The sequence below is a fragment of the Amycolatopsis heterodermiae genome (assembly GCF_034929455.1).
Lineage (GTDB): Bacteria > Actinomycetota > Actinomycetes > Mycobacteriales > Pseudonocardiaceae > Amycolatopsis > Amycolatopsis heterodermiae.
The window spans coordinates 1047508-1068858 of record NZ_JAYFSI010000002.1; the positions used below are offsets into that span (position 1 = coordinate 1047508).

Consider the following 21351-nt stretch of genomic DNA (forward strand, 5'->3'; position numbering starts at 1 on the left):
TGACGTGACACAGGATCTGCTCGACGGCGAGTACGCCCCGAGCGCCAACCCGGCGACCCGCGACCAGGTCGAGCTCTACGAGCGCACCGACGGCCGCGAAGGCGCGACGATGGGCGGCGGCCCGGTGGTCGTGCTGACCATGCGTGGCGCTCGTTCGGGCAAGCTGCGCAAGGTCGCCCTGATGCGCATCGAACGCGACGGCGTCTACGCGGTCGGCGCGTCGGCCGGCGGCCAGGCCCGCAACCCGAGCTGGTTCCACAACCTCGTCGCCTGCCCGACGGTCCAGCTGCAGGACGGCCCCGACCGGCGGCTGATGACCGCCCGGGTGGCCGAAGGCGCGGAGCGGGAGAGCTGGCTGGCCTACACGGACGAGCTGTACCCGTTCTTCGCCGGCCATCGCGCCCGAGCTGTGGAGATCAGCAACCGCGAGGTGCCGCTGATCCTGCTCGAACCCGCCGAGAGCTGACCCGGACCAGCGCGCCGGTCACCTGGTGAGGCATCGGCGTCAGCCGGGGCCGAGGTGCGTTGCGGTGAGGTCCCGGATCGTGACCACGCTCGGGTGCCAGGGCCGGGTGGCCGGACCGGTGAGCACGAGGCGGCGTTCCAGGTGGGGCCGGAGCGGGAGGTGGGTGAGGGTGCCCGACAGCATGCTCGCGGCCAGGGACGGCAGGATCGCGACGCCGAGGCCGGCCTCCACCATGGACAGCAGCGTCAGCAGCTCGCGGACGCGCCGGGCGGGCCGGTAGGGCAGGCCCGCCAGTGCGTGCAGGCGCTCGATCGGGGGCCCGAACCCGGATGTGGTGACCAGCAAGGGATCTTCCAGCAGGTCGGCCAGCTCGACGGCGTCCTCGCCGGCCAGCGGGTGGTCGCTGCGCACCACCGCTTCGTAGGCGTCGGTCGCCACGTGCAGCGCGCCACGGGGGAGCGGGTCCGGGTCGATGAGGAACGCCGCGTCGACGGTGCCGCTGTCCAGCCACTGGCCGATCTCGTCGTCGACGGCCTCGAAGACGGTGACTTCGAGGTGTGGCAGGTGGTCGTGCCACAGCCGCAGCAGCTCCGGGAGCAGCCCGCGGGCGACGGTCGGGGGTACGGACAGGCTGATCGACGCGGCCGCGGCGGCACTGGTGTGCGCCGCCGCGGCTGCGTCGAACGACCGGGCGGCGGACAGCGTGGCGCGCGCGTGCGGGAGCAGCACTTCGCCCAGCGGGGTGGGCCGCACCGGGGTGGCTCGCCGGATCAGCTCGCCGCGCACCGCCGTTTCGAGCGAGGCGAGGGAATGCGACACCGACGACTGGCTCAGGCCCAGCGCGGCGGCGGCCGCGCCGAAGCCGTCGTGGTCGGCGATGGCCACGAACACGGCTAGCTGGCGCAGGGTCACGCTCATCGAATGCACCGATCAGGAGATGAACATCATCGATTTGCTTCATCTTAGGCCTGTCGTGATGCTGGAAATACGCCTGTCCCGGCATCGAGGAGGCCCGCGGTGAACCAGCTCAAGACCGACGTCGAGCACGTCCTGGACAATCCGGTGTACTCGGCGCTGTCCGGCCCGGCGCAGGCCGAGCTGGCCGAGCTGGCCGAGCGGCGCGGCCGCGTCCTGCGCTACCGGACGGACGTGTCACCCTTCCTCGGCCTCCCGGACGACGCGACCGGGCGGGACTGGGCCGACGCCGCCCGCATCGTGGGCCACGGGTCGGCCGCTTACGTGCACCATTCCGGGCCGGTGCCCGCGACCTGGACCGTCGCCGACCGGTTCGACGTCGTGCAGATGACCGCGCCGCCGGCCGTGACGGGCGCTCCGGACGCCCGGGCGGTCCGGCTCGGCGCGGCGGACGTCCCGGAGATGCTGGACCTCGCCCGCCGTACGAAGCCCGGTCCGTTCCTGCCGCGGACCGTCGAAATGGGGACATACCTGGGAATCCGCCGTGACGGCGTGCTCGCCGCGATGGCGGGGGAGCGCATGCGGCCCGCCGGCTGGGTGGAGATCAGCGCCGTGTGCACGGCTCCGGAACACCGCGGTCAGGGGCTGGTCGGCAGTCTCGTGCGGGCGTTGATCGCGGGGATCGCCGGCCGGGGAGAGCGGGTCTTCCTGCACGCGGCGGCCACCAACACGAACGCGATCAGGTTGTACGAAGCGCTGGGGTTCGCGGTCCGGCGCGAACTGTTCATGACGGTTCTGCACCCGAGGTGACGGACGCGCCGCCCTTCGGTGGCGCGTCCGTGGCGTCACTCCGGGAGCCGGCAGTCCTCGGACTCGTGCTCTTCGCGATGGGCGGTCCGTGCGACCCGCTCCAGCAGCGTGCGCAGGTGCCGTTGTTCGGCGGGATCCAGGTCGGCCAGCAGCTGCGCCTCGGCCTTGCCCAGGCGTTCGCGGGCTTCGTTCAGCGCGTGGGTGCCCTTTTCCGTGACGAGCACCTGGCGCGCCCGGCGGTCGGCGGGGTCCGGCTGCCTGGTGAGCAGGCCCTCGGCTTCGAGGTCGTCGAGCAGGTAGGTCATCACGGTCTTGTTGAGCGTCAGCTGCTGGGCGAGCGCGAGCTGGGAACGGGGTGGTCCCGAGACGGCCGCCATCAGCACCAGGTAACCCCGGGGACCGCCGGGCAACGCGGCGACGGAACCCGTGGCCGTCCGGCGAAACGCGCCCGACACCACGCGCAGCGCCCACCCGAGGTCGCTGTCCAGGTCGAGGGGTTCGTCGGCCGGCGGCTTGCGTCCGGAGGCTCTGGGCGTCACCCCGTGATCGTAGGCGGCCGCCGAGATGGTTCGCAAGGTGGATGGGTTGTCGTGTGGATAGTCTAGTGAGTAGATTATCCGCCATGAATATCGGTCTGTGGGTCGTCGCCGGTCTGGTCGCGGCCGCCTTCCTGTTCTCCGGCGTGTTCAAGCTCGCCCTGTCGCACGAGAAGTACGTTGCGGCGCAACCCTGGGCCGGGGACGCGCCGCGGTGGGCCCCGCGCGCGCTCGGCGTGCTGGAGGTGCTGGGCGCGCTCGGCCTGGTCCTGCCCGCCGCGGCCGGCATCGCGCCGGTCCTGGTCCCGATCGCCGCGACCGGCCTGGCCCTGGTGATGGCCGGCGCCGTGGCGCTGCACCTGCGGCGCGGTGAGGTCCCGGCGCTGGTGCCCAGCGGGGTGCTGCTGGTCCTGGCGGCGGTGGTGGCGTGGGGCCGGTTCGGGCCGTACGCGTTCTGAGCCGCACCTTCCGAAACGAAAGGAAATCCCTTGCCCATCGCCCTGGTGACCGGCGCCAACCGCGGACTCGGCTTCGAAACGGCCCGGCAGCTCGCCGCCGCCGGCTTCGACCTCTACCTCGCTGCTCGAGACGAAGGCAAAGCCGTTGCCGCGGCAGCGGAACTGGGTGTGCGGCCGCTCGTCCTGGACGTCACCGACGACGACTCCGTGGCCGCGGCGGCCGCGCTCGTCGAGCGTGAACAAGGCCGCCTCGACGTGCTCGTCAACAACGCCGCCCTGCGACCGGAACCGAGGCCCGCGGCCGAAGTGACCGCCATCGACGCTGGGAAGGTGTTCGGCGCCAACGTCGTCGGCGTGGTGCGGGTCATGCACGCTTTCCTGCCGCTGCTGGAGAAGTCCGGGTCCGGCGTCGTCGTCAACGTCGGCAGCGGTACCGGTTCGTTCGGCCGCGTCCACGACCCGTCCCGGCTGGAGTCCCGCCTCGTCGAAATCCCTTACACGGCGTCGAAAGCGGCGCTCTCGATGCTGACGGTGCAGTACGCGAAGGCGTTCCCGGGCCTCAGGATCAACGCCGTCGACCCCGGGCCCACGGCGACCGGCATGAACTCCCTGCCCGGCGTGCAGCCCGTCGAGGTCGGCGCGGCGCCGATCGTGCGGGCGGCGCGGTTCACGCCGGCGGACGTCACCGGCAGCTTCCTCGACGCCACCGGCGTCTCCCCGTGGTGATCGTCAGGACGACGGCGGCACGCGACGCTCGATGGCCGGCCACAGGGCGTCGAGGGCCGCGTCCACCAGCCTGACGCGAGGCACCGCGGGGTGGTCGTGCCACCAGAGCGCGAGGGCGCGCAGGGAAGCGGCGATGATCTCGATCAGCATTTCGGTGTCGAGTTCGTCCGTGGTCAGCACGTCGGTGACGAAGGGGGCCAGTGCCGACCGGCTCGCCCGGGTGGCGTCGACCTGTGCCTGGCGGGCCCCTTCGTCGGCCGTGGCCACCTGGAACAGGACGGGGATCGACTTCCGGCGCCGCTCGACGTGGGCGAACCAGGCGTCGAGCGAGGCGGCGAACCGCTGCCGCAGCGGTTCACCGGTGGCGAACGTGACCTCCCAGGCGGCGCGCAGCCGGGCGTACTCGGCGGCGAGCACCTCCTGGAACAGCGCCAGCTTCGACGGGAAGTGGTCGTAGAGCACCGGCGCCGAAATCCCCGAGCGCCGGGCGATCTCGTCGATCGGCGCCCCGTCGTACCCGCGTTCGGCGAAGACCTCGGTCGCGCTCTCGACGATCACCGCGCGCCGCTTCTCCGCGGACATCCGCCGCTTCGGAGGCGCGGCCTCCGGCTCTCTTGACATCCGGTCACTCCTGCCTGACGCTTAACCTAACGATCACTAGGTTAGCGGGGAAAGCCATGACCGACCAGTTGACGGAGTGGCACCGGCACGGCGCGACGACCACGGTGCCGGTGCGGGGAGTGCCCCGGGCGGTGTTCCACCGGGTGTCGGGGAGCGGCCGTCCGCTCGTGCTGCTCCACGGCTTTCCCGCCTCGTCGTTCGAGTGGGCGCGGGTGGAGCCGCTCGTGGCGCGCCGGCACACCGTCGTGACGTTCGACTTCCTCGGCTTCGGCGCATCCGAGAAGCCGCGCGGACACCGGTACAGCGTGTTCGAGCAGGCCGACCTCGCCGAAGCGCTGATCGGCTCGCTCGGCTTCGACGCGGTCACCCTCGTGGCCTACGACTACGGCGCCATCGTGGCTTCGGAGCTGCTCGCCCGCGACCGGTCGTTCACGATCGACCGGTGCGTGTTCCTGAACGCGGGCCTGTACGCCGACCAGTACCGGCCCCGGCTGATCCAGCGGGCCTCGTTGTGGCCGGTGGCCGGCAACCTGCTCGCCCGTTCCCTGACCGAGCGGCAGTTCTTCCGGTCCTGGTCCCGGGTGTTCTCTCCCGAGCACCCCCTGGACCCCGAACTGGCCGGGCTGCACTACCGCGCGCTGCGCGCCGGGGACCCCGACCCCGGCTTGACCGCGCGGCTGCTGCGCTACATCCCCGAGCGCGCGGCCCACCGTGACCGCCTCGAGCCGGTCTTCACCGGCACTCCGGTTCCCCTGTCGTTCCTGTGGGGGATGCGGGATCCCGTGTCGGGGCCCCGGGTCGCCCGGGAGCTGCGGAGCCGCAACGCGGACGCCGACATCGTCGAGTACCCGGACCTCGGCCACTGCCCGCACATCGAAGCACCCGAGCGGGTGACGGCGGACATCCTCGCCAGGTCGGACGTCCGGCCTGCCTGACGGCAACTCGCTTGCGCGGCCAAGCGCGTGTCATCGGCCGGCGAGATCGCCTACCTGGACCGGCCACCGGTCGGTTTCCCGCGCCTCGCCGGGTGCAGGCCGTCCAGGTAGATGTCGGCCTGGCGGCGGGCGGTGGCCGTCCAGTCCGGGGCGTGGGGGAGGCCCTGCGCCAGCAGCGCGCCGAAGCTGACGATGTCGGCTCTGGTGACGTCGTCGCGGATCGTGCCGTCGTCCTGTCCTCGCTCGAGGATCGAGCCGAGCGTGCGGTGGGCCTCGTCCCGGAGGGCGACGGTGGCCTGGTCGCTGGGCGCCGGGCCGCCGTGCATCGGCAGCACGAGGTCCGATCCGTGTTCGATGGTGCGTTCCAGGAAGAACCGGATCCCCTCGAGTGGCGGGCCGTCGAGGGCCGCGGCCCGGCGGGCGGTTTCGAGCACGAGCTGGAAGGACCGGTGCGTCAACGCGCCGAGCAGCGCGTCCCGCGAGGGGTAGTGGCGATAGACGGTTCCGACGCCGACCCCGGCGTCCGCCGCGATGGTGGCCATCGGGACCGCGGTCCCGTCCCGGCGGACCGCGACGGCGGCGGCCGCCAGGACCCGGTCGCGGTTGTCGGCCGCGTCCTTCCGTGGTCCTCGTCGCCGGACGACCTTGTCCTGGTTCTCGGTCACGGCACCGATCATCGCAGCTCGCCGCTCCGCGAGCGTCGTTGACACGCTCTTAGTCGGACGATATCGTCCGTTTAAGGCGCACGAGTGATGGGAAGAAGGACCTCTGTGACGTTCACCGTCGACCCGCAGGTCGCCGCGATCCTGGCGCCGATGGCCGAAGCGATGGCCGCCGCGCCGCACCCCGCCGTGGGCGACGTCGCGACCCGCCGCGTCGCGCTGGAAGCGATGATGGCCGAGACCGCGGCCCTGCAGCCCACCCCGGCCGACGTGACGACGACCGACTTCCACGCGGTCGCCGGGGACGGCACGAAGGTGCTGCTTCGCTGGTACACAAAGGAAGGCGCCGCCCCCGGTCCGGCCGTGTTGTACCTGCACGGCGGCGGGATGATCCTCGGCAGCGTCGCGCTCTACGACGCGCCGATCGCCCGGTACGTCTCCGCGAGCGGGGTGCCGATGCTGGCCGTCGACTACCGGCTCGCGCCCGAACACCCCGACCCCACACCGGTCGAGGACGTCTACACCGGGCTGCGGTGGTTGCACGACCACGCTGCCGAACTCGGCGTCGACCCGGCCCGGATCGCCGTGATGGGCGACAGCGCCGGTGGCGGCCTGGCCGCCGGAGTGACGCTGCTGGCCCGCGACCGCGGCGGACCGGCCGTGGCGCGCCAGATCCTCGTCTTCCCGATGCTCGACGACCGCACGACGACGCCCGATCCGGAGCTGGTCCCGTTCGCGACGTGGACCTACGAGGACAACGTCACCGGGTGGTCGGCGCTGCTCGGCGCGAGGGCGGGCGGCCCCGACGTCTCGCCGTACGCCGCCGCGGCGCGGGCGGCCGACCTCTCCGGCCTGCCGCCGACGTACCTGGAGGTCGGGCAGCTCGACATCTTCCGCGACGAGGACCTCGACTACGCCCGGCGGCTCGGCGCGGCCGGGGTCGACGTGGAGTTCCACCTGCACCCCGGGGTGCCGCACGAGTTCGAAACGTTCGCCTGGGACACCGGCGTCGCCCGCCGCGCGGTCGCCGATCGCCTGCGTGTCCTCGGTTCTCTCTGACCGTCCACTCGGAACGGAGCCACCCGATGAGCATGGCCTACCTCGCCCAACCGGACCAGCAGCAGAAGCTGGAGTGGCTCGACGGCGGCACGCTGTCGATCCTGCTCGACAGCGCGGCCACCGACGGCCAGCTGATGGTCGGCCGGTTCGACGTCGAGAAGGGCGAAGCGCCGCCGTTCCACCTGCACACCAGGGAAGACGAGGTCTTCATGCTCATCAAGGGCACCGCGCTGGTCTGGGTCGGTGAGGAGGAGATGGAGCTGGCGGAGGGCGGCATCGTCTTCCTGCCCAAGCAGATCCCGCACGCTTACCGCATCACGTCCGCCAAGGCCGACCTGCTGGTGATCAACACGCCGGCGGGTATCGAGGGCATGTTCCGCCACGCCGGCCGCGACCGGGCCGAGCCCCGTCCGGACGGCTTCGAGATCTCGCCGGAGCGGATGGCCGAGGCGGCGGAGAAGTTCGGGAACGTCATCGTGGGCCCGCCCCGCTGAGTCAGCGAATCGCGCCGTGCGGCAGGACGGCGTGGACGCCCCACGTCTCGTTGGCGATCTGGGTGACGCGCAGGTCCACGACCGGGCTGGCGAGGGCCAGCGCGGTCGGCCGGTCGAGGTCGTGGAGCCGCTGCAGCCAGGTGAGCATGGTGCCCAGCGCGTCGGTGGTGGCTCGGTTGAGGTCGGCGTCGAAGCCGAAGGTGACCCGGCCTTCCGGTGTCACGGCGTGGATGCCGGGAACCGCCGGATCCGTCGTGAGGGTCAGGGTCACCCCCGTGGTCATCGGGCATTCGATCGCCGTCCCGCCGACTTCGCCGTGTCCTTGCGCGGCGTGGCCGTCGCCCAGGTGCAGCCGCGCGCCGGGCACGGTCACCGGCAGGAACAACGTCGACCCGGCCACCAGATCGCGGCAGTCGATGTTGCCGCCGCCGGCTGCCCGCGGCGGGATGGTCGAGTGCGGTCCGGGCTCGGCGGGCGGGAGGCCGGTGACGCCGAGGAACGGCGCGATGCCGACGGTGTGGCCGAGGTTGCTGGTGGCCGTGTCGTCGCCGATGTCCCACGTCAGGCGCGCGGCGGGGCCGTCGGCGACACCCAATTCGCGGGTGAGCGCGTTGTCCTTCACCCCGGCGGTGGTCCAGCCCCAGCCGCCGGGGGTGATCGACGTGAAGTGCACCTCCAGGACCGCGCCCGGCTCGGCGCCGCGCACTTCGATCGGCCCGGTCAGGCAGTGCCCGCGCCGGTTCGTGAACATCGTGGGGCCGTCGATCCGGCGTTCCAGGTACCCGGCGGCGTCGAGCGAGCCGACCACGACGGAATCGCCGGGGTCCACGGTCAGCACGGGTGGGGTGTCCCGGTCGAAGACGTCCACGGTGGTCTCGCGCGTCGCCGGGAGGTGGTGTTCGGTCACGGGACATTCTCCCGCGCCGCGGCGCGGCCGGCGACGGAAGGGCGTCAGGAACGCAGGCTGCGCAGGCCGGCGCGGATTTCGCCGACCAGGATCTCGGGCTGTTCCAGGGCCGCGAAGTGCCCGCCCTTGCCGGCTTCGCCGTAGTGGATCAGGGTGCTGTAGGTGTCTTCGATCCAGCTTCGCGGAAGGAGCGGGATGTCACCCGGGAAGACCGTCACCGCGACCGGGAGCGTCAGCTTCGGGCCGGCGAGCGTGCCCGACCGGTTCTCCCAGTAGATGCGGGCGGACGACGCCGCGCTGTTGGTGAACCAGTAGAGGGAGATCGCGTCGAGGATGTCGTCCCTGCCGAGGACGTCTTCGGCGAGCCCCTGGTTGTCGGTCTTGGACTGGAACTTCTCGTAGATCCAGGCGGCCTGGCCGGCGGGGGAGTCCGCCAGGGCGAACCCGACGGTCTCCGGCTTCGTGCCCTGAAGGTGGTTCGACCCGCCGAGCTCGCCGGTGTAGAGGGCGAGGGTCTCGACGGCGTGGCGCTGTTCGGGCGACAGGGTGTCGGGTATCCGGGCGGGAAAAGCGTACTGGGTGTTCAGGTGGATTCCGAGAAGCCCTTCGGGCTGCATGGCCCCGAGGGCGGTGGTCACGACGGCACCCCAATCACCGCCCTGCGCGGCCCATTGCGAGTAGTCGAGACGCTTCATCAGCTCCGCCCACGCGCCGGCGATGCGCTCGACGGTCCACCCGGTTTCCCTGGGCTTCTGGGAGAACCCGAACCCGGGGAGTGACGGGACGACGACGTCGAACGCGTCGGCGGCGTCTCCGCCGTACGAAACCGGATCGGTCAGCGGGCCGATCAGCTTCAGGAACTCGACGATCGAGCCCGGCCAGCCGTGCGTGAGGATCAGCGGCATCGCGTGGGGATGCGGGGACCTGACGTGGATGAAGTGGATGTCCAGCCCGTCGATCTCGGTCAGGAACTGGGGGAACCGGTTGAGCCCGGACTCGAAGCGCCGCCAGTCGTAGCCGTCCTTCCAGTAGCCGACCAGGGATCGGGCGTTCTCCACGCGGACCCCTTGGGACCAGTCGCCCACCGTTTCCGGGTCGGGCCATCGAGTTCGGGCCAGCCGCTGCTTCAGGTCGTCGATCTCCGCATCCGGGATCGAGACGGTGAACGGGCGGACGAGCGGCGTCGCTGTGGTCATCGGCTTCCTTTCGTTGCACACTGATGTGCAACGTACTTCATTGCACACCGATGTGCAATGATGCTGCCGTGCCTGCCGAGTCCTCCCGTGCGCGCTCGATGAACGAGACGCGCGATCGCATCCTCGACGTCGCCCTCGACCTGCTGGGCGAGAACCCCGACGCCGGAATGGGCGACATCGCCGCCGCGGCCGGCGTCGTCCGCCGCACGGTCTACGGCCATTTCCCGTCGCGCCTCGACCTGGTCCGGACGCTGATGCAACGCGCCGTCGCCGAGATGACGGCGGTGCTCACCGACGTCGACGCCTCCGGCACGGAAGCGGACGCGATGTGGGTCGAGTTCATCGCCCGAGTCTGGCCGGTGGCGCACCGGTACCGAGTCCTGCTGGCGCTGCGCCGCGGCGAATACGGCGAGGCGATCCACGGCCTGCTCGGACCGGTCGACGAGCTCCTCGCCGACCAGGTGAAACGGGGCCAGGACAGCGACGTGTTCGCACGGCACCTGCCGGCGGGCATGCTGAGCCAGCTGGCCTACGGCGTCGTGTTCGCGATCGCGGACAGCGACCTGTCGAACGGAACCCGCGGCGCCCGAGCGGCGACGATCACGAGCCTGCTGATGCTGGGGGTGCCGGAGAAGCGCGCGATCGCTCTCGCGGGCGAGCAGCCCTGAGCCGGGGGAGTTACAGGCCTGCTTCATAGCCCCGGTCGTGGATGACAGGGAAGGATTGCTCCGTCGCGAGGATCCACGCGTCAATCCGGTCGGGTGAACACCTGGCTGCCTCGATCAGCGCTTCGACGGCTTCCAGCTTGTCCGCGTTCACGTGTGCCTGCAGTTCGCGTGGAGACACCTCTCGGTAGGTCATGGCCAGCTGCCACATGAACCTCATGAGGTATCGGCATTCATCCGGTTCCCGGTCGTTCGCGAGCCGTTCCTCGATCACGGCTTGCGCGCGTCGACGCTGTGCTGCGTCACGGAAGCGGCTGCTGAGGTCGGTCAGGTTCACGTCCAGAAGCTAGCAAGGGGAACGTGTTGATCGCTGACGCATTTTTTGCGGCTCGTGCTCGATGACCACACCGTGCGGCTCCGGGGCTGCGTGGTTCGTGACCGTGTGCCATTCTTCCGTTGACGTGAAGGCAACACCGCGAAAGGCCGTTTCATGAGCCCGACCGACTTCGAAACGCGCTATCGCGGGTACCTCACGTGCCTGAACGAACGACGCTACGGCGACCTGCCGGAGTTCGCGCACGACCCCGTGGTGCACAACGGCCGGTCATTCGCCATGGCCGAGTTCCAGGGCATGCTGCGTCGTGACGCGGTGGAGATCCCGGATCTGTACTACGCGATCGAGCAGCTCGTGGTCCAGGACGACCGGGTGGCGTGCCGCATCCGCTTCGACTGCACACCGGCTGCGCCGTTTCGCGGCATCGAGCCGTCCGGCCGGCCGATTTCGTTCGCGGAGCACGTCTTCTACCGGTATCGAGACGGCAGGATCGCGGAGATCTGGTCGATGATCGACCTGGACGCGGTCCGGGAGCAGCTCCAAGGTAGCTGAGCCGGCCTGGCTCGCCGCGCCCTGACCCATCTCCGGGCCGGCACCGCGCAGCTGGGCAAGTTCCCCAGGCGGGGCATTCCGCAAGATCTCGCCCGCCTGTCCACAAGAAACCGGGCGGTGCAGTCCAGGGCGGATCACCGCCTCCGGCGACTCGGGCCCGGGTGGTGACTCGCCGCCGAGTCGGAACAAGTGATCTCGTTCGGCGGACGACAGCTCGAACGCTCGTGCCAGCGCGACGTGCGCCAGGTCTTGACGTCGCAGCCCCGGGACCAGCCGCTGTGACGTTCGCGCGCTGCCTGGCGGCTGTGGCGGGGTCATCGCCGCGCGGCGGCGGCGCAGGTATTCGCCGAACTCCGGCCGTTCGCTGCTGCCCATTCGATTCATTATGCCTTCGGTCATGTGCGACTTATGCCGCGCTGCGTAGCCCTGCCGATACCAGGCTCGAGCGGGTCTTCCTCGAACATCCGGCCTCCTGCAGGTTCATGACGGGGCACCGAACCGCTTCTCGCCTGCAGGATCAGCACCGCAGCAACCCGGACCATCGTCATGACCGGCGCCACCCGGGGGATCGGCCTTGAAGCGGCGAAGGACCTCCTTCGGCGCAGTCTCGAAACCCACCTCGTGCTCCTCGGACGCGAGTCCTTGGCAGCTCGAGCCCTGCCGGTCCTGCGAACGGGCTCTCCGCACGTCTCGGCCATCGGCGTGGACCTCGCCAACAAGGCCGGCATCCGCATCGCGGCCGCGGAGATCGAGGACCTCCTGGACGCGGGCGAGCTGCCTGCGCTGGCCGGCATCGTCTGCAACGCCGGCGTGCATCTCTCGAGTGCCCTGCGCACCAGCGACGACGGGTACGAACTGACCTTCGCCGTGAACGTCCTGGCCACCCACCTGCTGCTCCGACGGCTCCAGCCCCATCTGCGGGCTCCCGCGCGCATCGTCGTGACCGTCAGCGACGCTCATTTCGGCGACCTCCGGCACACCGGCGGCACGATGCCCGCACCCCGCTGGAAAGGACCGGCTCCGGCGGCCTCCGCGCCTACACCACGAGCAAGCTCGCAGCGATCTACCTCGTCCACGAATGGGCCCGTCGCCTGCCCGACGGGATCGACATCCTCGCCTACAACCCGAGCCTCGTCACCGGCACCGGATTGGCCCAGGAAGCGGGCGGCCCGTTGCCGTTCCTGATGAAATGGATCATCCCGATCCTCGAAGGCACACCATCCTCGAGACGTCGTCCGTTGACACCGGCCGCGAAGAAGCGCTCTGGGATTGGCTGGAGCGGCAAAGCTGACACCGCGGATCCGGTGCCGACCTCGGCGTAGGTGGTGTCATCGAAGACGTCGAAGATGACGAACCGGAAATGGTCGCCCGAAATGGTGGCGCGCTGAAGGTGAAACGTCTTCCGCCACCGCCGTCACTTCCGGGCGGCAGCGACCTTCTTGCGGGGTGCGCGCTTGCGGGCCGCCTTGGCGGGCTCGGCTTCTGGTGCCTGGGCGGCGTCGAACGCGATGATCACCTCGGACGAGAGACGTCCTCGTTCGGACACCTCGTAGCCGTTGGCGTTGGCCCACGCGCGGATCTGCTGGTTGCGTTCGCGGTCGGACGCGTTCGTGGTCGACTGGCCGGTCGCGACGCGGACCTTGCGCCCGCCGGTGCGGCGGCCGGCGCTGACGTAGCGGGCGAGGTTGTCGCGCAGGGATGCCGCGTTGTCCTCGGAAAGGTCGATTTCGTAGGTGACGCCGTCGAGGGAAAACGGGATGGTGTGCGCGGCGGGGGTTCCGTCGATGTCGTCGAGCATCTCGACGAGGACCTTCTGGGCCATTCCTGCTCCTCGATGCGGTATATACCAGTATGTAAGGCTCTCCTCTCCGAAGTGTATACACATCGGTCTCGCCGGGGAAATATTCCCTTCCGGCTTGCAGCTCGCATCAAATGAGTCTCCGGTCCGCGTGTCTGAGATGAATCGGATCTGCGGGAGGAGAAGCCACGGTGAAACCGGAAAAGGCGCCAGGTGGTAACACGAATCTGCAAGTTGCACGCGCGAGCCTGTCGCTCGAGAACCTGGAAGCGGTTTCAGGCCTGGTCGCCGGCGGCGGTGGCCGACAAGGGATGAACCGCCTTGCGCAGGCTTTCCAGCGATCGCCGCATCAGGGCGCCGAAGTCCGCTGTGGTGTCTTCGGCCCAGTCGTCGTAGGCGGCGGTGAACACGATGACCGCCGTCTGCGCGGCGAACGCTGCCGTCCTGCCGGGTTCGCGACGGGCGGCCAGCCCCTCCGTGATGGCCGTGGCGAGAGCGCTCATCTTGATCAGATCGCGTTCGTGCAACTCCGGTGAGGCGGCGATCACCGTGCGCCGGAGGCGGGCGTACTCGACGTAGTTCGAGAGCAGGTCCGCGCCGGCGCGGGTCAGGGCGGTGACGGCCGCTTCGATGGCCTCGAGTTCGTCGTCGGTCTCGGCCAGGTGCCGCACGACACCGTCCTCAAAGGCCTGCGCGCCGGCGAAAAGGACTTCCCGCTTGTCGGTGAAGTGGTTGAAGAACGTGCGCTTGGTGACGCCAGCCCGTTCGGCGATCTCGGCCACCGTCACCTCGGCGTAGTCACGCTCGAGGAACAGGGTCATCGCCGCGTGCTGCAGCCGCTCCCGCGCGTTCGGTTCCCACCGTCCCATGCCGGTCAGTGTACCCCAGTGATTGCACTTGGTGAAATGGTGTGCCACAGTGGGCATTGCACTTGATGCAATCACTGACCTAGGAGCTGGTCGTATGACCACGAACACCGCCGCCTGGATCACCGGCAGGCACGCCCGGCTCGAAGTGGGCCCCGCGGCCTACCCTTCGCCGGGGACCGGCCAGATCGTCGTCCGCAACCAGGCTGTCGCCATCAACCCGCTCGACTGGATCATCCAGGCCGCGGGCAATCTGGCCTACCGCTGGCTTCGCTACCCGACCGTGCTGGGCTCGGACGTTGCCGGCGAAGTCGTCGAGGTGGGCGAGAACGTCACCCGCTTCCGGGTGGGCGACCGGGTGCTCGCGCACGCGGTCGGCACCGACAAAGACGTCAACAACGCCGCCGAAGGTGCCTTCCAGCTCTACAGCGTCGTCCTGGAGCGGCTGGCCTGCCCGATCCCGGACGCGCTCTCCGCCGACGAGGCCGCCGTGCTCCCACTGGCCGTCTCGACCGCGGCGTGCGGGCTGTTCCAAACCGATCAACTGGGCCTGCGCCACCCGTCGGCGAACGCCGAGCCCGTCGACGAGACCGTCCTGGTGTGGGGCGGGTCGACCAGTGTCGGCAGCAACGCCGTCCAGCTGGCAGCCGCCGCGGGCTACTGGGTGATCGCCACCGCGTCACCGCGCAACTTCGACTACGTCACCTCGCTCGGGGCCGCCGAGGTCTTCGACTACAACAGCCCCAGCGTGGTGCCCGACATAATCACGGCCCTCCAAGGCCGCGAGCTTGCGGGCGCGCTCGCCGTCGGCACTACTTCTGCGGCCGCGTGCGTGCGCATCGCCGGTTCGTGCACCGGCCGCCGCTTCGTGTCGATCGCCAGCCCGGCGGTCTCCTTCGCGGGCCTCGCCCACGAGCACGGGCGACTCGAGGTTCCACGGCTGATCTTCAGGCTGATCACTTCGAACGTGGCATTGCAGATCCGGTCGAGGTTCCGGAGGGTCGCCACGAAGTACATCTTCGGCACGACGTTGAAGACCAACGAAGTCAGCACGGCCATCTACCGCGATTTCCTGCCCAGCGCCCTCGCCGAAGGCCGGTACGCCGCCGTGCCGAAGCCGCTGGTCGCCGGGCACGGCATCCACGACCTCCAGCACGCCATGGACATCCAGCTGAAGGGCGTCTCGGCGGAGAAGGTCGTCGTCACGCTGTCTTGACGCTTGCCGAGGTCGGCGACCGGGTCGGTGTAACCAGCGGCGGCCGACCGGCCTTGTGCTACTCAGCTGCCGCTGGGGCACGACCGCCCGGTGTACCAGGCAAACTTGATCTGTGAAGCGAAGCCGATGTAGTTACGGCCCGGGTAGGCGCAGTCGTTGTATCCGGGGAGACCGTTCTCCCGCTCGACGCGGATCTGGATGTGCGATCCGTCGGAAGTGCAGTGGGTGTAGAACGCCGAGGGGCCTCCTTCCCAGAAACCGCACTGCTCCGCTTGGGACTTCGCCGTCCCTGCCGCGCCGATCGCGAAAACGGCGAGGAACGCAGCGATCGCCCCCGCCACGGCAGAACGCGCTCGTGCTCTTGTCGACTTCATTTCGCTTCCTCCGTCGATGACCGTTCGGATTTCTGGTGGCAGCCGCGGAGTCCCGCCTACCCGGGTGGCGATGGCGCTGAGCATCCCGGACCCGGCCGGGTATTGACCGGCCGGGCCCGGAAGGGTCTCTTGCGGGGCTAGCGGTTCACTATCTGCCGGGCGTGGGCAAGCCGCGCGTGTAGCGCCGTCGCCAGCGCATCGAACTCCTTTCTGCGCTCGCTGATGACTCGCTGCTGGTAGGCCGTCTCGACGGCGAGCCACGTCCCGGCCAGACCGCTCCTCGTCCGGCACGCCAGGTCGGCTTTCGCCGTCGCGATCTCCTCCGGCGTCGGCTCGGGAGCACTCCACCGGACGTCGTCGTTGGCCGCCCACACGTCCGCGTACCGCAGACCCGACTCGGCCATGCACTCGCGCCATCCGGTCATGGCCCGCTGCACCCGCTCGTCGGCCTGCGCGGTGAGGTACAGCTCCCGGTCGAGCTCGGCGAACCGCTCGCCCGGCATCGCGGCCGGCAGGCCCTCTTCCAGCCGGCGGCGTGCCTCGCCCAGGCAGCCACCCTCGGGCACCGGCTGCCCGCCCACGTCCGACGCGCCTTTTCCGGTGTAGACCATCAGCACGTCGAGCGGGGGTTGCGGCTGCGACGGGCGGTCCGGTGGCTCCGCTGCGTGGTAACCGAGCCGGGCGACCTCGGCGGCGTCCACGATCCCGTACCTCCCGGCCGCCGTCGGCCGCGAGGTGTCCACCGCGTCGACCGTCGGCGGTGCCCAGTGAAGGCCGAACCGGTTCAGGCAGTCCCGTGCCAGCACGGCGGTGGCGCGCTCGATCACGTTGATCTCGGCCGGGGTGTGCCGGTAGGCGTCGAACGGCAGCACGATGTCCGTACCCGACCGGACCGCCCGCACCACGCCGATGGCCGGCGGCCCGGATCCGGGTTCGCTGCTCGCCGACGCCAGGGCGATGCCCCCGCCGAGTGCCACCACGACGACCGCGAGAGTGATCAGCTTCGCCTTCACCGCTGGCCCCTCACCCGTAGTAGGTGCCGCAGGCGATGTTGAAGTGGTGGGAGTTCATCACGTCATTGGCCGCCCAGCCGTCGTGGTTGTCGCCGGAGAGCTCGACGTCGGCGAAGTTCCGCACCGTGCCGCTCGACCGGATCGTGAAGCACGACCCCCGGTACTGCGAGTTGTAGTAGACGGCGATCGGGGAGTTGGTGTCCTTGTTCTCCATCGAACTGACGTTGTCGTAGGTACCGTCGCCCGCCCACAGCGGGATGTTGGCGTCCCCGTAACGCAAGCTGCCCCAGTTGGGCTGGCTGTTGAAGTTCTCGTACTTGTGGCCGCCCAGGTTGGAGTTGGAGTACATGCACGCGTACTGGGCCCGGCACGTGGCCTGCGCGGGACCGGCCGCGACGATCCCGAAGGCCGCCGCAGCGACGGCCGCGGTCACGATTGCTGCTGTTCTCATGGTTCCCCCTCTTGCTTTTACCCGTTGGCTCGGGTGCTTCGGTGTTCTATTGACCGGAACTCGGCAGGATTCGGCGGGCGCGGGTTCACACCAGCGGTGACTCGCCGAGATCGACGTCGCCCGCCCGTCCCACCGAGTCCACGGCGCCGCCGTGGGGGAGGGTGCGCCCGAAGCACACCGACCACGAGTTCGCCGCGACCCCGGACGACGCGCACGTCCAGATGCCCAGCTTGGTGCCGGACGAGCTGTACAGGTCCATCGCCGCCGACAAGGAGTAGAGGCCGGCGCGGTTGTTGCGCACGATCACCGCCCCCTGCACGGAGCCTCCGCCCGGCGCCCTGATCGCGCAAACCTGCGCGACCACGCTGGTGGTGACCGCCTTGGAACCGGCGCAGTGCCACGTGCTGGCGCTGGAGGTGATCGGGTTCGTGTTGCCGTAGGCGTGCCAGGAGCCGGTCTCGGCGGCCGCGGCCGGGCCGGCGGCCGCAAGGCTCAGCCCGAGACCGGCGGTGGCGATGGTGGTCAGGCCCGCGGCGGCCCTTCGTGCGAACGTCACGGTGGTTCCCCTCTCGTCGAGCGCCGGTCGGTTCCGGTGCTCACCGGAGGGACTCGCGCGGCATCGGCGCCCGGTTGAGCCGGCTGCCGCTGGATCACCCGTTCGGCTGCGCGAGACGCCGGCTCGTCCGGCTGCGGATCCCGGAGCGACCGGGTCACCCCAGCGGCACCATCGGTGGGAACTCGAGATGGGCGGCCAACGGTGGATCGTCACAACCAGGGCGGCGCCGGCAGCGTTTCGGGCAAGGTCGCAGGCACCGCGACCGGCGGCACGGGTGGCGACACCGGGAACGCGCCCTCACATCGGCCTGCGCCGGCGACGTGTGCCGTGGAGGAGGCGGACGCCGCGCGCCGCCGGAGGCGTTCTCGACCTCGGTTTCACGGCCGCGGATCCCGAGTCCGCTGGTGTGGCTGATGGCTTGGTTCGACCGGGGAGGGCCGTCCAGCGCCTGGGCAGGTCAGCTCGGCTGGGCGGCCGCGGCCTGGCGGGCTCGGTAGGCGCGCATCTTGTGGCGGGCGCCGCAGACTGAGGTTTCGCACCAGCGGCTCGCCGCGTTGGGGGAGCGGTCGTAGTAGGCCCACAGGCAGTCCTCGGCGCCGCAGATCTTCAGGCGGGACAGGGAACCGTCCAGGCTGGCGGTGATCAGCGTGGCGAGCACCCTGGTGATGGCCACGTCCAAAGGGGTGGTGGCGTCGCCGGTGAACTCCGTGCCCGGGGGGCCGGCGTGCAGGAGCGGGCGGGTGCCGGTGCGGGCCAGTTCGCCGTTCAGCTCGGCCGCTGCCGCCGGCGCGCCCTCGCCGCGGTGCAGCAGTTGCCGCAGCGCCTCCCGGAACCTGCGTACGCGGGTCAGGTCCGCCTGGGTCGGCCGGGGCGGGCACGGCAGGCCTTCCGCCTCCGCCCACGCGACCAGGCCGGCCGGGGCGGTGAGGTCGTCGTGGTTCTCCAGCAGCTCGCGCGTGTTCACCAGGTGCTGGAGCACGGCTAGCGGAGGCGGTGCTGCCGGACGCGGAGTCATCTTCGCAGGTTACCAGCACAGGTGACTGTTGGTCACCACTTTCTTCGGCGCCTGGGTGAAATCCCGTTTAGCAAAAGATAAGTCGGGTATTGCTGGTCGGCTGGGTTACCAGCAGAGCGCTTTGTTGGTAACGTCTAGGTGGTCGAGCCCCGGAGGAGGTGGACATCGTGACCGGAACCACCGCTGAACGGCCCGCGGTCCTGCGGCCGGTACTGCCGGTGGCCGCGGCCGATCTGGCCGACGGCATGGCGTTCGGTGCGCTCGCGGCCTCGGTCGGGATGGGCGTGCTGGCCCCGGTGGCCATGTCGCTGCTGGTGTTCTCCGGCAGCGCGCAGTACGGCGCCGTCGCGGTCATCGCCCAGCACGGCTCGGTCTGGGCCGTCGTCGGTGCCGCGGCCGCGCTCAACGCGCGTTACCTGCTGATGGGCACCACGATCGCCCCGGCGCTGACCGGGTCCGCCTGGTCGCGGGCCGGGACGGCGCTGCTCGTCACCGACGGGTCCTGGGCGATCGCCCACCGCGGAGACGGGCACTACGACCTGCGCACCCTGCGGGTGGCCGGCGGGCTGTGCCTGTGCGGCTGGACCTTCGGGACCGCGTTGGGTGCCGTCCTCGGCGACGCCATCGGCGACCCGGGACGGCTGGGGCTGGACGCCGCCTACCCGGTGTTCTTCCTCGGCCTGCTGCGCCCGCACCTGAAGGACGCGCGTGCGTGGGGCCTGGCCGTGCTCGGTGTCGTGGCCGCGGCCGCGCTGGTCTTCTGGGCGCCCCCGGGCGTTCCGGTGCTCGTGGCCGGTGCCGCCGGTGCCGTCACGGGCGCGATTCTGGGGGTGCGGCGATGACGTACCAGTGGTGGATCGTGCTGGCGCTCGGCGCCACGGCGCTCACGTTGCGCGTGGCCGTCCCGCTGGCGGCGGGCGGCCGGGAACTGCCAACGTGGCTGCGCAACGCGCTGACCTGCGCGACGCCGGCCCTCATCGCCGGGCTGGTGGTCACCCTGCTGTGGCCGGCCTCGGGCGTGGTGTCCTCGACGCGGACGCTCACCGCGCTCGCGGGGGTCGCCGCCGGGGTCGCGCTGCTGGCAGGAAAGCGGTCCATCCTGACCGCGATGGTCGGCGCCGCGGTCGTGACCGCCTTACTGCGCCTGGTGCTCGGCTGATTCCTCGCCGGGCACCGGAAATCGCCAGTGGAAATAGCCGAAGATTCGAAAGAGCGCAGCTCCCGTGGAGAGGCTGAATCGGATGACGGGGCGACTCTGGTCCCTTGGAGTGAGGAACACCGGCGCGTCGGATACGTTGGGTGAGAACGGAAACCCTGCCTGCTCGCCCGATGGGAGCAGTTTGCCGATCATGGCCGGTGGTATTCAGGAGTTACCACCCTTTCGGGTGGAAATTGAGCTGATCCGGCACACCGTTCGAAATGGTTCACACCGCGAGCCAGAACCGAAGAACCGGGAAAGCGTCGTCGTGCAAGGTATCGGGCCGGCCGCGAGTAGCCGGCCGCTGGGAGGGTTCGTGTACGGGACCGAGTGCCACCATCGCGGGAAAGCGGCCCGCCGGAGAGCCTGCCGGCGGACCTTCTCGGACATCGTTTACCGGCAGCACGGCGTGCGCGCGGAGGCCGTACCGCGAAAATCCACCCCGCCCAGTGAAGGGAACACCGGCCAGGACGGGTGGTGAACGCAGCCGTGGACACCGCTTCCCTCACCACCTTCCTCAGCGTGGCCGAGCAGTCGAGCTTCACCAAGGCCGCCAGCGACCTGAGGGTGGCCCAGCCGACGGTCACCGCCCGGATCAAGAAGCTGGAGCGCGACCTCGCCTGCGACCTGTTCAACCGCACCGGCGCGCTCATCCGCCTCACCACCGCCGGCCAGCGGTTCCGGCGCTACGCCCACAAGATCGTGAAGCTGAGCCAGCTGGCGGAGGAGACCGTGCTCGAGGCCACCGCTCCCGGTGGCGCGCTCACCGTCGGTGCCGACAGCGGGCTGACGTCCTACCGGCTGGTGCCGATCGTCGAGTACCTGTACCGGCGCCACCCCGAGCTCGCGCTGGAGATCCGGCCGCTGGAGGACGATCCCTGGAGCCGGATCGGGGACTCCGACGTCGACTGCGCCTTCTTCATCGACGTCTGCGAGTCCTCGTCGAAGGCCGAGTCGACGTTGCTGTGCCCCGAACCCCTCGTGGTGGTCGCCGGCCGGGACGGGCCGATCGGCCCGGAGCCGGTGCCGACCGCGCGGCTCGCGAAGCAGCCTTTGCTGTGCGCGCACCGGGGAAGTGGCTACCAGCGCCTGTTCGAGCGGACGCTGGGCGACGCCTGCGACACCCGGATCCGCGCGCTGACCTTCGGCTCGATCGACGCGGTCAAGCACGCGCTGACCGCCGGGCTCGGCATCTCGCTGCTGCCCCGGCTCAGCGTCGCCCGCGAACTGGCCGAGGGCCGGCTGGTCGAGGTGCCGTGGACCGCGCCGTTCCAGGTCTTCACGCAGGTCGCCTGGCACCGCGAGATCCGCACCGATCCCCGCTTCTCGGTCCTGCTCGACGCCGCGGCCCGCGCGACCGCCGAACAGGTCGCGGACGCGGGACCGCAGCCGGCCCACCGGTCCGCGTTCTGAGCCACGGCTCTCGCGCCGTTACCGATACGCCCGGTCCGCCTCGCGGACCGGGCGTTGTGCTGTGCCACAACGAAAAGCCGAAAAGCCCGGCCCGGCGGACCGCCGGGCCGGGCGC

At 70.5% G+C, this 21351-nt stretch carries 28 protein-coding genes; 14 read left to right on the forward strand and 14 right to left on the reverse strand.

What is annotated here, in order from left to right:
* The first annotated feature begins 4 nt into the window (after nt 1-4).
* Nucleotides 5-466 (forward strand): nitroreductase/quinone reductase family protein, encoded by a 462-nt coding sequence (locus VA596_RS15250; RefSeq protein WP_323327451.1) that lies wholly within the window; start codon nt 5-7, stop codon nt 464-466.
* Nucleotides 467-505: 39 nt separating this feature from the next.
* Here VA596_RS15250 and VA596_RS15255 read toward each other — a convergent pair whose 3' ends face one another.
* Entirely contained in the window at nt 506-1384 is an 879-nt protein-coding gene (locus VA596_RS15255) for a LysR family transcriptional regulator (protein WP_323327453.1), read from the reverse strand.
* 99 nt (nt 1385-1483) lie between these two features.
* On the opposite strand from VA596_RS15255, the gene VA596_RS15260 reads away from it, so the two are divergent.
* On the forward strand, nt 1484-2191 hold the full coding sequence (locus tag VA596_RS15260) for a GNAT family N-acetyltransferase (RefSeq protein ID WP_323327455.1): 708 nt from the start codon (nt 1484-1486) through the stop codon (nt 2189-2191).
* Nucleotides 2192-2226: 35 nt separating this feature from the next.
* On the opposite strand, the gene VA596_RS15265 is transcribed toward VA596_RS15260, so the two are convergent.
* Nucleotides 2227-2730 (reverse strand): MarR family winged helix-turn-helix transcriptional regulator, encoded by a 504-nt coding sequence (locus tag VA596_RS15265; RefSeq protein WP_323327457.1) that lies wholly within the window; start codon nt 2728-2730, stop codon nt 2227-2229.
* A gap of 83 nt (nt 2731-2813) precedes the next feature.
* On the opposite strand from VA596_RS15265, the gene VA596_RS15270 reads away from it, so the two are divergent.
* The gene (locus VA596_RS15270; protein WP_323327459.1) at nt 2814-3185 is read left to right on the forward strand and encodes a DoxX family protein; all 372 of its coding nucleotides are present in this window, start codon (nt 2814-2816) and stop codon (nt 3183-3185) included.
* Between the two features lie 30 nt (nt 3186-3215).
* The gene (locus VA596_RS15275) at nt 3216-3911 is read left to right on the forward strand and encodes an SDR family NAD(P)-dependent oxidoreductase (protein ID WP_323327461.1); all 696 of its coding nucleotides are present in this window, start codon (nt 3216-3218) and stop codon (nt 3909-3911) included.
* Between the two features lie 3 nt (nt 3912-3914).
* Here VA596_RS15275 and VA596_RS15280 read toward each other — a convergent pair whose 3' ends face one another.
* Entirely contained in the window at nt 3915-4532 is a 618-nt protein-coding gene (locus VA596_RS15280) for a TetR/AcrR family transcriptional regulator (protein ID WP_323327463.1), read from the reverse strand.
* Between the two features lie 56 nt (nt 4533-4588).
* Between VA596_RS15280 and VA596_RS15285 the strand changes: the two genes are divergently transcribed.
* Nucleotides 4589-5467, forward strand: coding sequence for an alpha/beta fold hydrolase (locus VA596_RS15285; RefSeq protein WP_323327465.1), 879 nt, complete (start codon nt 4589-4591; stop codon nt 5465-5467).
* A 50-nt stretch (nt 5468-5517) separates the two neighbouring features.
* Here the strand turns inward: VA596_RS15285 and VA596_RS15290 are convergent, their stop codons facing one another.
* Nucleotides 5518-6132 (reverse strand): TetR/AcrR family transcriptional regulator, encoded by a 615-nt coding sequence (locus tag VA596_RS15290; protein ID WP_323327467.1) that lies wholly within the window; start codon nt 6130-6132, stop codon nt 5518-5520.
* A 105-nt stretch (nt 6133-6237) separates the two neighbouring features.
* Here VA596_RS15290 and VA596_RS15295 point away from each other — a divergent pair, with 105 nt between their 5' ends.
* Both VA596_RS15295 and VA596_RS15300 read left to right on the forward strand, forming a co-directional pair.
* On the forward strand, nt 6238-7188 hold the full coding sequence (locus VA596_RS15295; RefSeq protein ID WP_323327469.1) for an alpha/beta hydrolase: 951 nt from the start codon (nt 6238-6240) through the stop codon (nt 7186-7188).
* 26 nt (nt 7189-7214) lie between these two features.
* Entirely contained in the window at nt 7215-7682 is a 468-nt protein-coding gene (locus VA596_RS15300; protein WP_323327471.1) for a cupin domain-containing protein, read from the forward strand.
* A gap of 1 nt (nt 7683) precedes the next feature.
* Here the strand turns inward: VA596_RS15300 and VA596_RS15305 are convergent, their stop codons facing one another.
* Nucleotides 7684-8589, reverse strand: coding sequence for an acetamidase/formamidase family protein (locus VA596_RS15305; RefSeq protein WP_323327473.1), 906 nt, complete (start codon nt 8587-8589; stop codon nt 7684-7686).
* Between the two features lie 44 nt (nt 8590-8633).
* Nucleotides 8634-9785: an epoxide hydrolase family protein gene (locus VA596_RS15310; protein ID WP_323327475.1), complete on the reverse strand. Its 1152-nt coding sequence runs from the start codon at nt 9783-9785 to the stop codon at nt 8634-8636.
* 68 nt (nt 9786-9853) lie between these two features.
* On the opposite strand from VA596_RS15310, the gene VA596_RS15315 reads away from it, so the two are divergent.
* The gene (locus VA596_RS15315) at nt 9854-10453 is read left to right on the forward strand and encodes a TetR/AcrR family transcriptional regulator (protein ID WP_323327477.1); all 600 of its coding nucleotides are present in this window, start codon (nt 9854-9856) and stop codon (nt 10451-10453) included.
* Between the two features lie 10 nt (nt 10454-10463).
* Here VA596_RS15315 and VA596_RS15320 read toward each other — a convergent pair whose 3' ends face one another.
* Entirely contained in the window at nt 10464-10787 is a 324-nt protein-coding gene (locus VA596_RS15320; protein WP_323327479.1) for a hypothetical protein, read from the reverse strand.
* 153 nt (nt 10788-10940) lie between these two features.
* Here VA596_RS15320 and VA596_RS15325 point away from each other — a divergent pair, with 153 nt between their 5' ends.
* Together VA596_RS15325 and VA596_RS15330 are read left to right on the forward strand one after the other, a co-directional pair.
* Nucleotides 10941-11336, forward strand: coding sequence for an ester cyclase (locus tag VA596_RS15325; RefSeq protein WP_323327481.1), 396 nt, complete (start codon nt 10941-10943; stop codon nt 11334-11336).
* A 546-nt stretch (nt 11337-11882) separates the two neighbouring features.
* A complete protein-coding gene (locus VA596_RS15330; protein WP_323327482.1) occupies nt 11883-12521 on the forward strand; it encodes an SDR family NAD(P)-dependent oxidoreductase in 639 nt (212 codons plus the stop codon).
* Nucleotides 12522-12750: 229 nt separating this feature from the next.
* Here the strand turns inward: VA596_RS15330 and VA596_RS15335 are convergent, their stop codons facing one another.
* Entirely contained in the window at nt 12751-13158 is a 408-nt protein-coding gene (locus tag VA596_RS15335) for a histone-like nucleoid-structuring protein Lsr2 (protein WP_323327483.1), read from the reverse strand.
* Between the two features lie 251 nt (nt 13159-13409).
* Nucleotides 13410-14003 carry a TetR/AcrR family transcriptional regulator gene (locus tag VA596_RS15340; RefSeq protein ID WP_323327485.1) on the reverse strand — a complete coding sequence of 198 codons (594 nt, stop codon included), beginning with the start codon at nt 14001-14003 and terminating at the stop codon, nt 13410-13412.
* 94 nt (nt 14004-14097) lie between these two features.
* Here VA596_RS15340 and VA596_RS15345 point away from each other — a divergent pair, with 94 nt between their 5' ends.
* Nucleotides 14098-15216: a zinc-binding alcohol dehydrogenase family protein gene (locus VA596_RS15345; protein ID WP_323327487.1), complete on the forward strand. Its 1119-nt coding sequence runs from the start codon at nt 14098-14100 to the stop codon at nt 15214-15216.
* A 62-nt stretch (nt 15217-15278) separates the two neighbouring features.
* Here the strand turns inward: VA596_RS15345 and VA596_RS15350 are convergent, their stop codons facing one another.
* The 5 genes from VA596_RS15350 to VA596_RS15370 form a co-directional block, all read right to left on the reverse strand.
* Nucleotides 15279-15590, reverse strand: coding sequence for a DUF6355 family natural product biosynthesis protein (locus VA596_RS15350; protein ID WP_323327488.1), 312 nt, complete (start codon nt 15588-15590; stop codon nt 15279-15281).
* A gap of 137 nt (nt 15591-15727) precedes the next feature.
* Entirely contained in the window at nt 15728-16603 is an 876-nt protein-coding gene (locus VA596_RS15355; protein WP_323327490.1) for a hypothetical protein, read from the reverse strand.
* A 10-nt stretch (nt 16604-16613) separates the two neighbouring features.
* The gene (locus tag VA596_RS15360; protein WP_323327491.1) at nt 16614-17054 is read right to left on the reverse strand and encodes a peptidase inhibitor family I36 protein; all 441 of its coding nucleotides are present in this window, start codon (nt 17052-17054) and stop codon (nt 16614-16616) included.
* An 85-nt stretch (nt 17055-17139) separates the two neighbouring features.
* Entirely contained in the window at nt 17140-17610 is a 471-nt protein-coding gene (locus VA596_RS15365) for a hypothetical protein (RefSeq protein WP_323327493.1), read from the reverse strand.
* Between the two features lie 457 nt (nt 17611-18067).
* Nucleotides 18068-18625: a CGNR zinc finger domain-containing protein gene (locus VA596_RS15370; protein WP_323327494.1), complete on the reverse strand. Its 558-nt coding sequence runs from the start codon at nt 18623-18625 to the stop codon at nt 18068-18070.
* Nucleotides 18626-18792: 167 nt separating this feature from the next.
* Here VA596_RS15370 and VA596_RS15375 point away from each other — a divergent pair, with 167 nt between their 5' ends.
* The 3 genes from VA596_RS15375 to VA596_RS15385 all read left to right on the forward strand — a co-directional run bounded on the left by VA596_RS15375 (nt 18793) and on the right by VA596_RS15385 (nt 21236).
* Nucleotides 18793-19467, forward strand: a complete 675-nt coding sequence (locus VA596_RS15375; protein WP_323327496.1) for an AzlC family ABC transporter permease — start codon at nt 18793-18795, stop codon at nt 19465-19467.
* The gene (locus tag VA596_RS15380) at nt 19464-19784 is read left to right on the forward strand and encodes an AzlD domain-containing protein (RefSeq protein ID WP_323327498.1); all 321 of its coding nucleotides are present in this window, start codon (nt 19464-19466) and stop codon (nt 19782-19784) included. The genes VA596_RS15375 and VA596_RS15380 overlap by 4 nt, the downstream gene beginning before the upstream one ends.
* A gap of 516 nt (nt 19785-20300) precedes the next feature.
* Entirely contained in the window at nt 20301-21236 is a 936-nt protein-coding gene (locus VA596_RS15385; RefSeq protein ID WP_323327500.1) for a LysR family transcriptional regulator, read from the forward strand.
* The last annotated feature ends 115 nt before the right edge of the window (nt 21237-21351 follow it).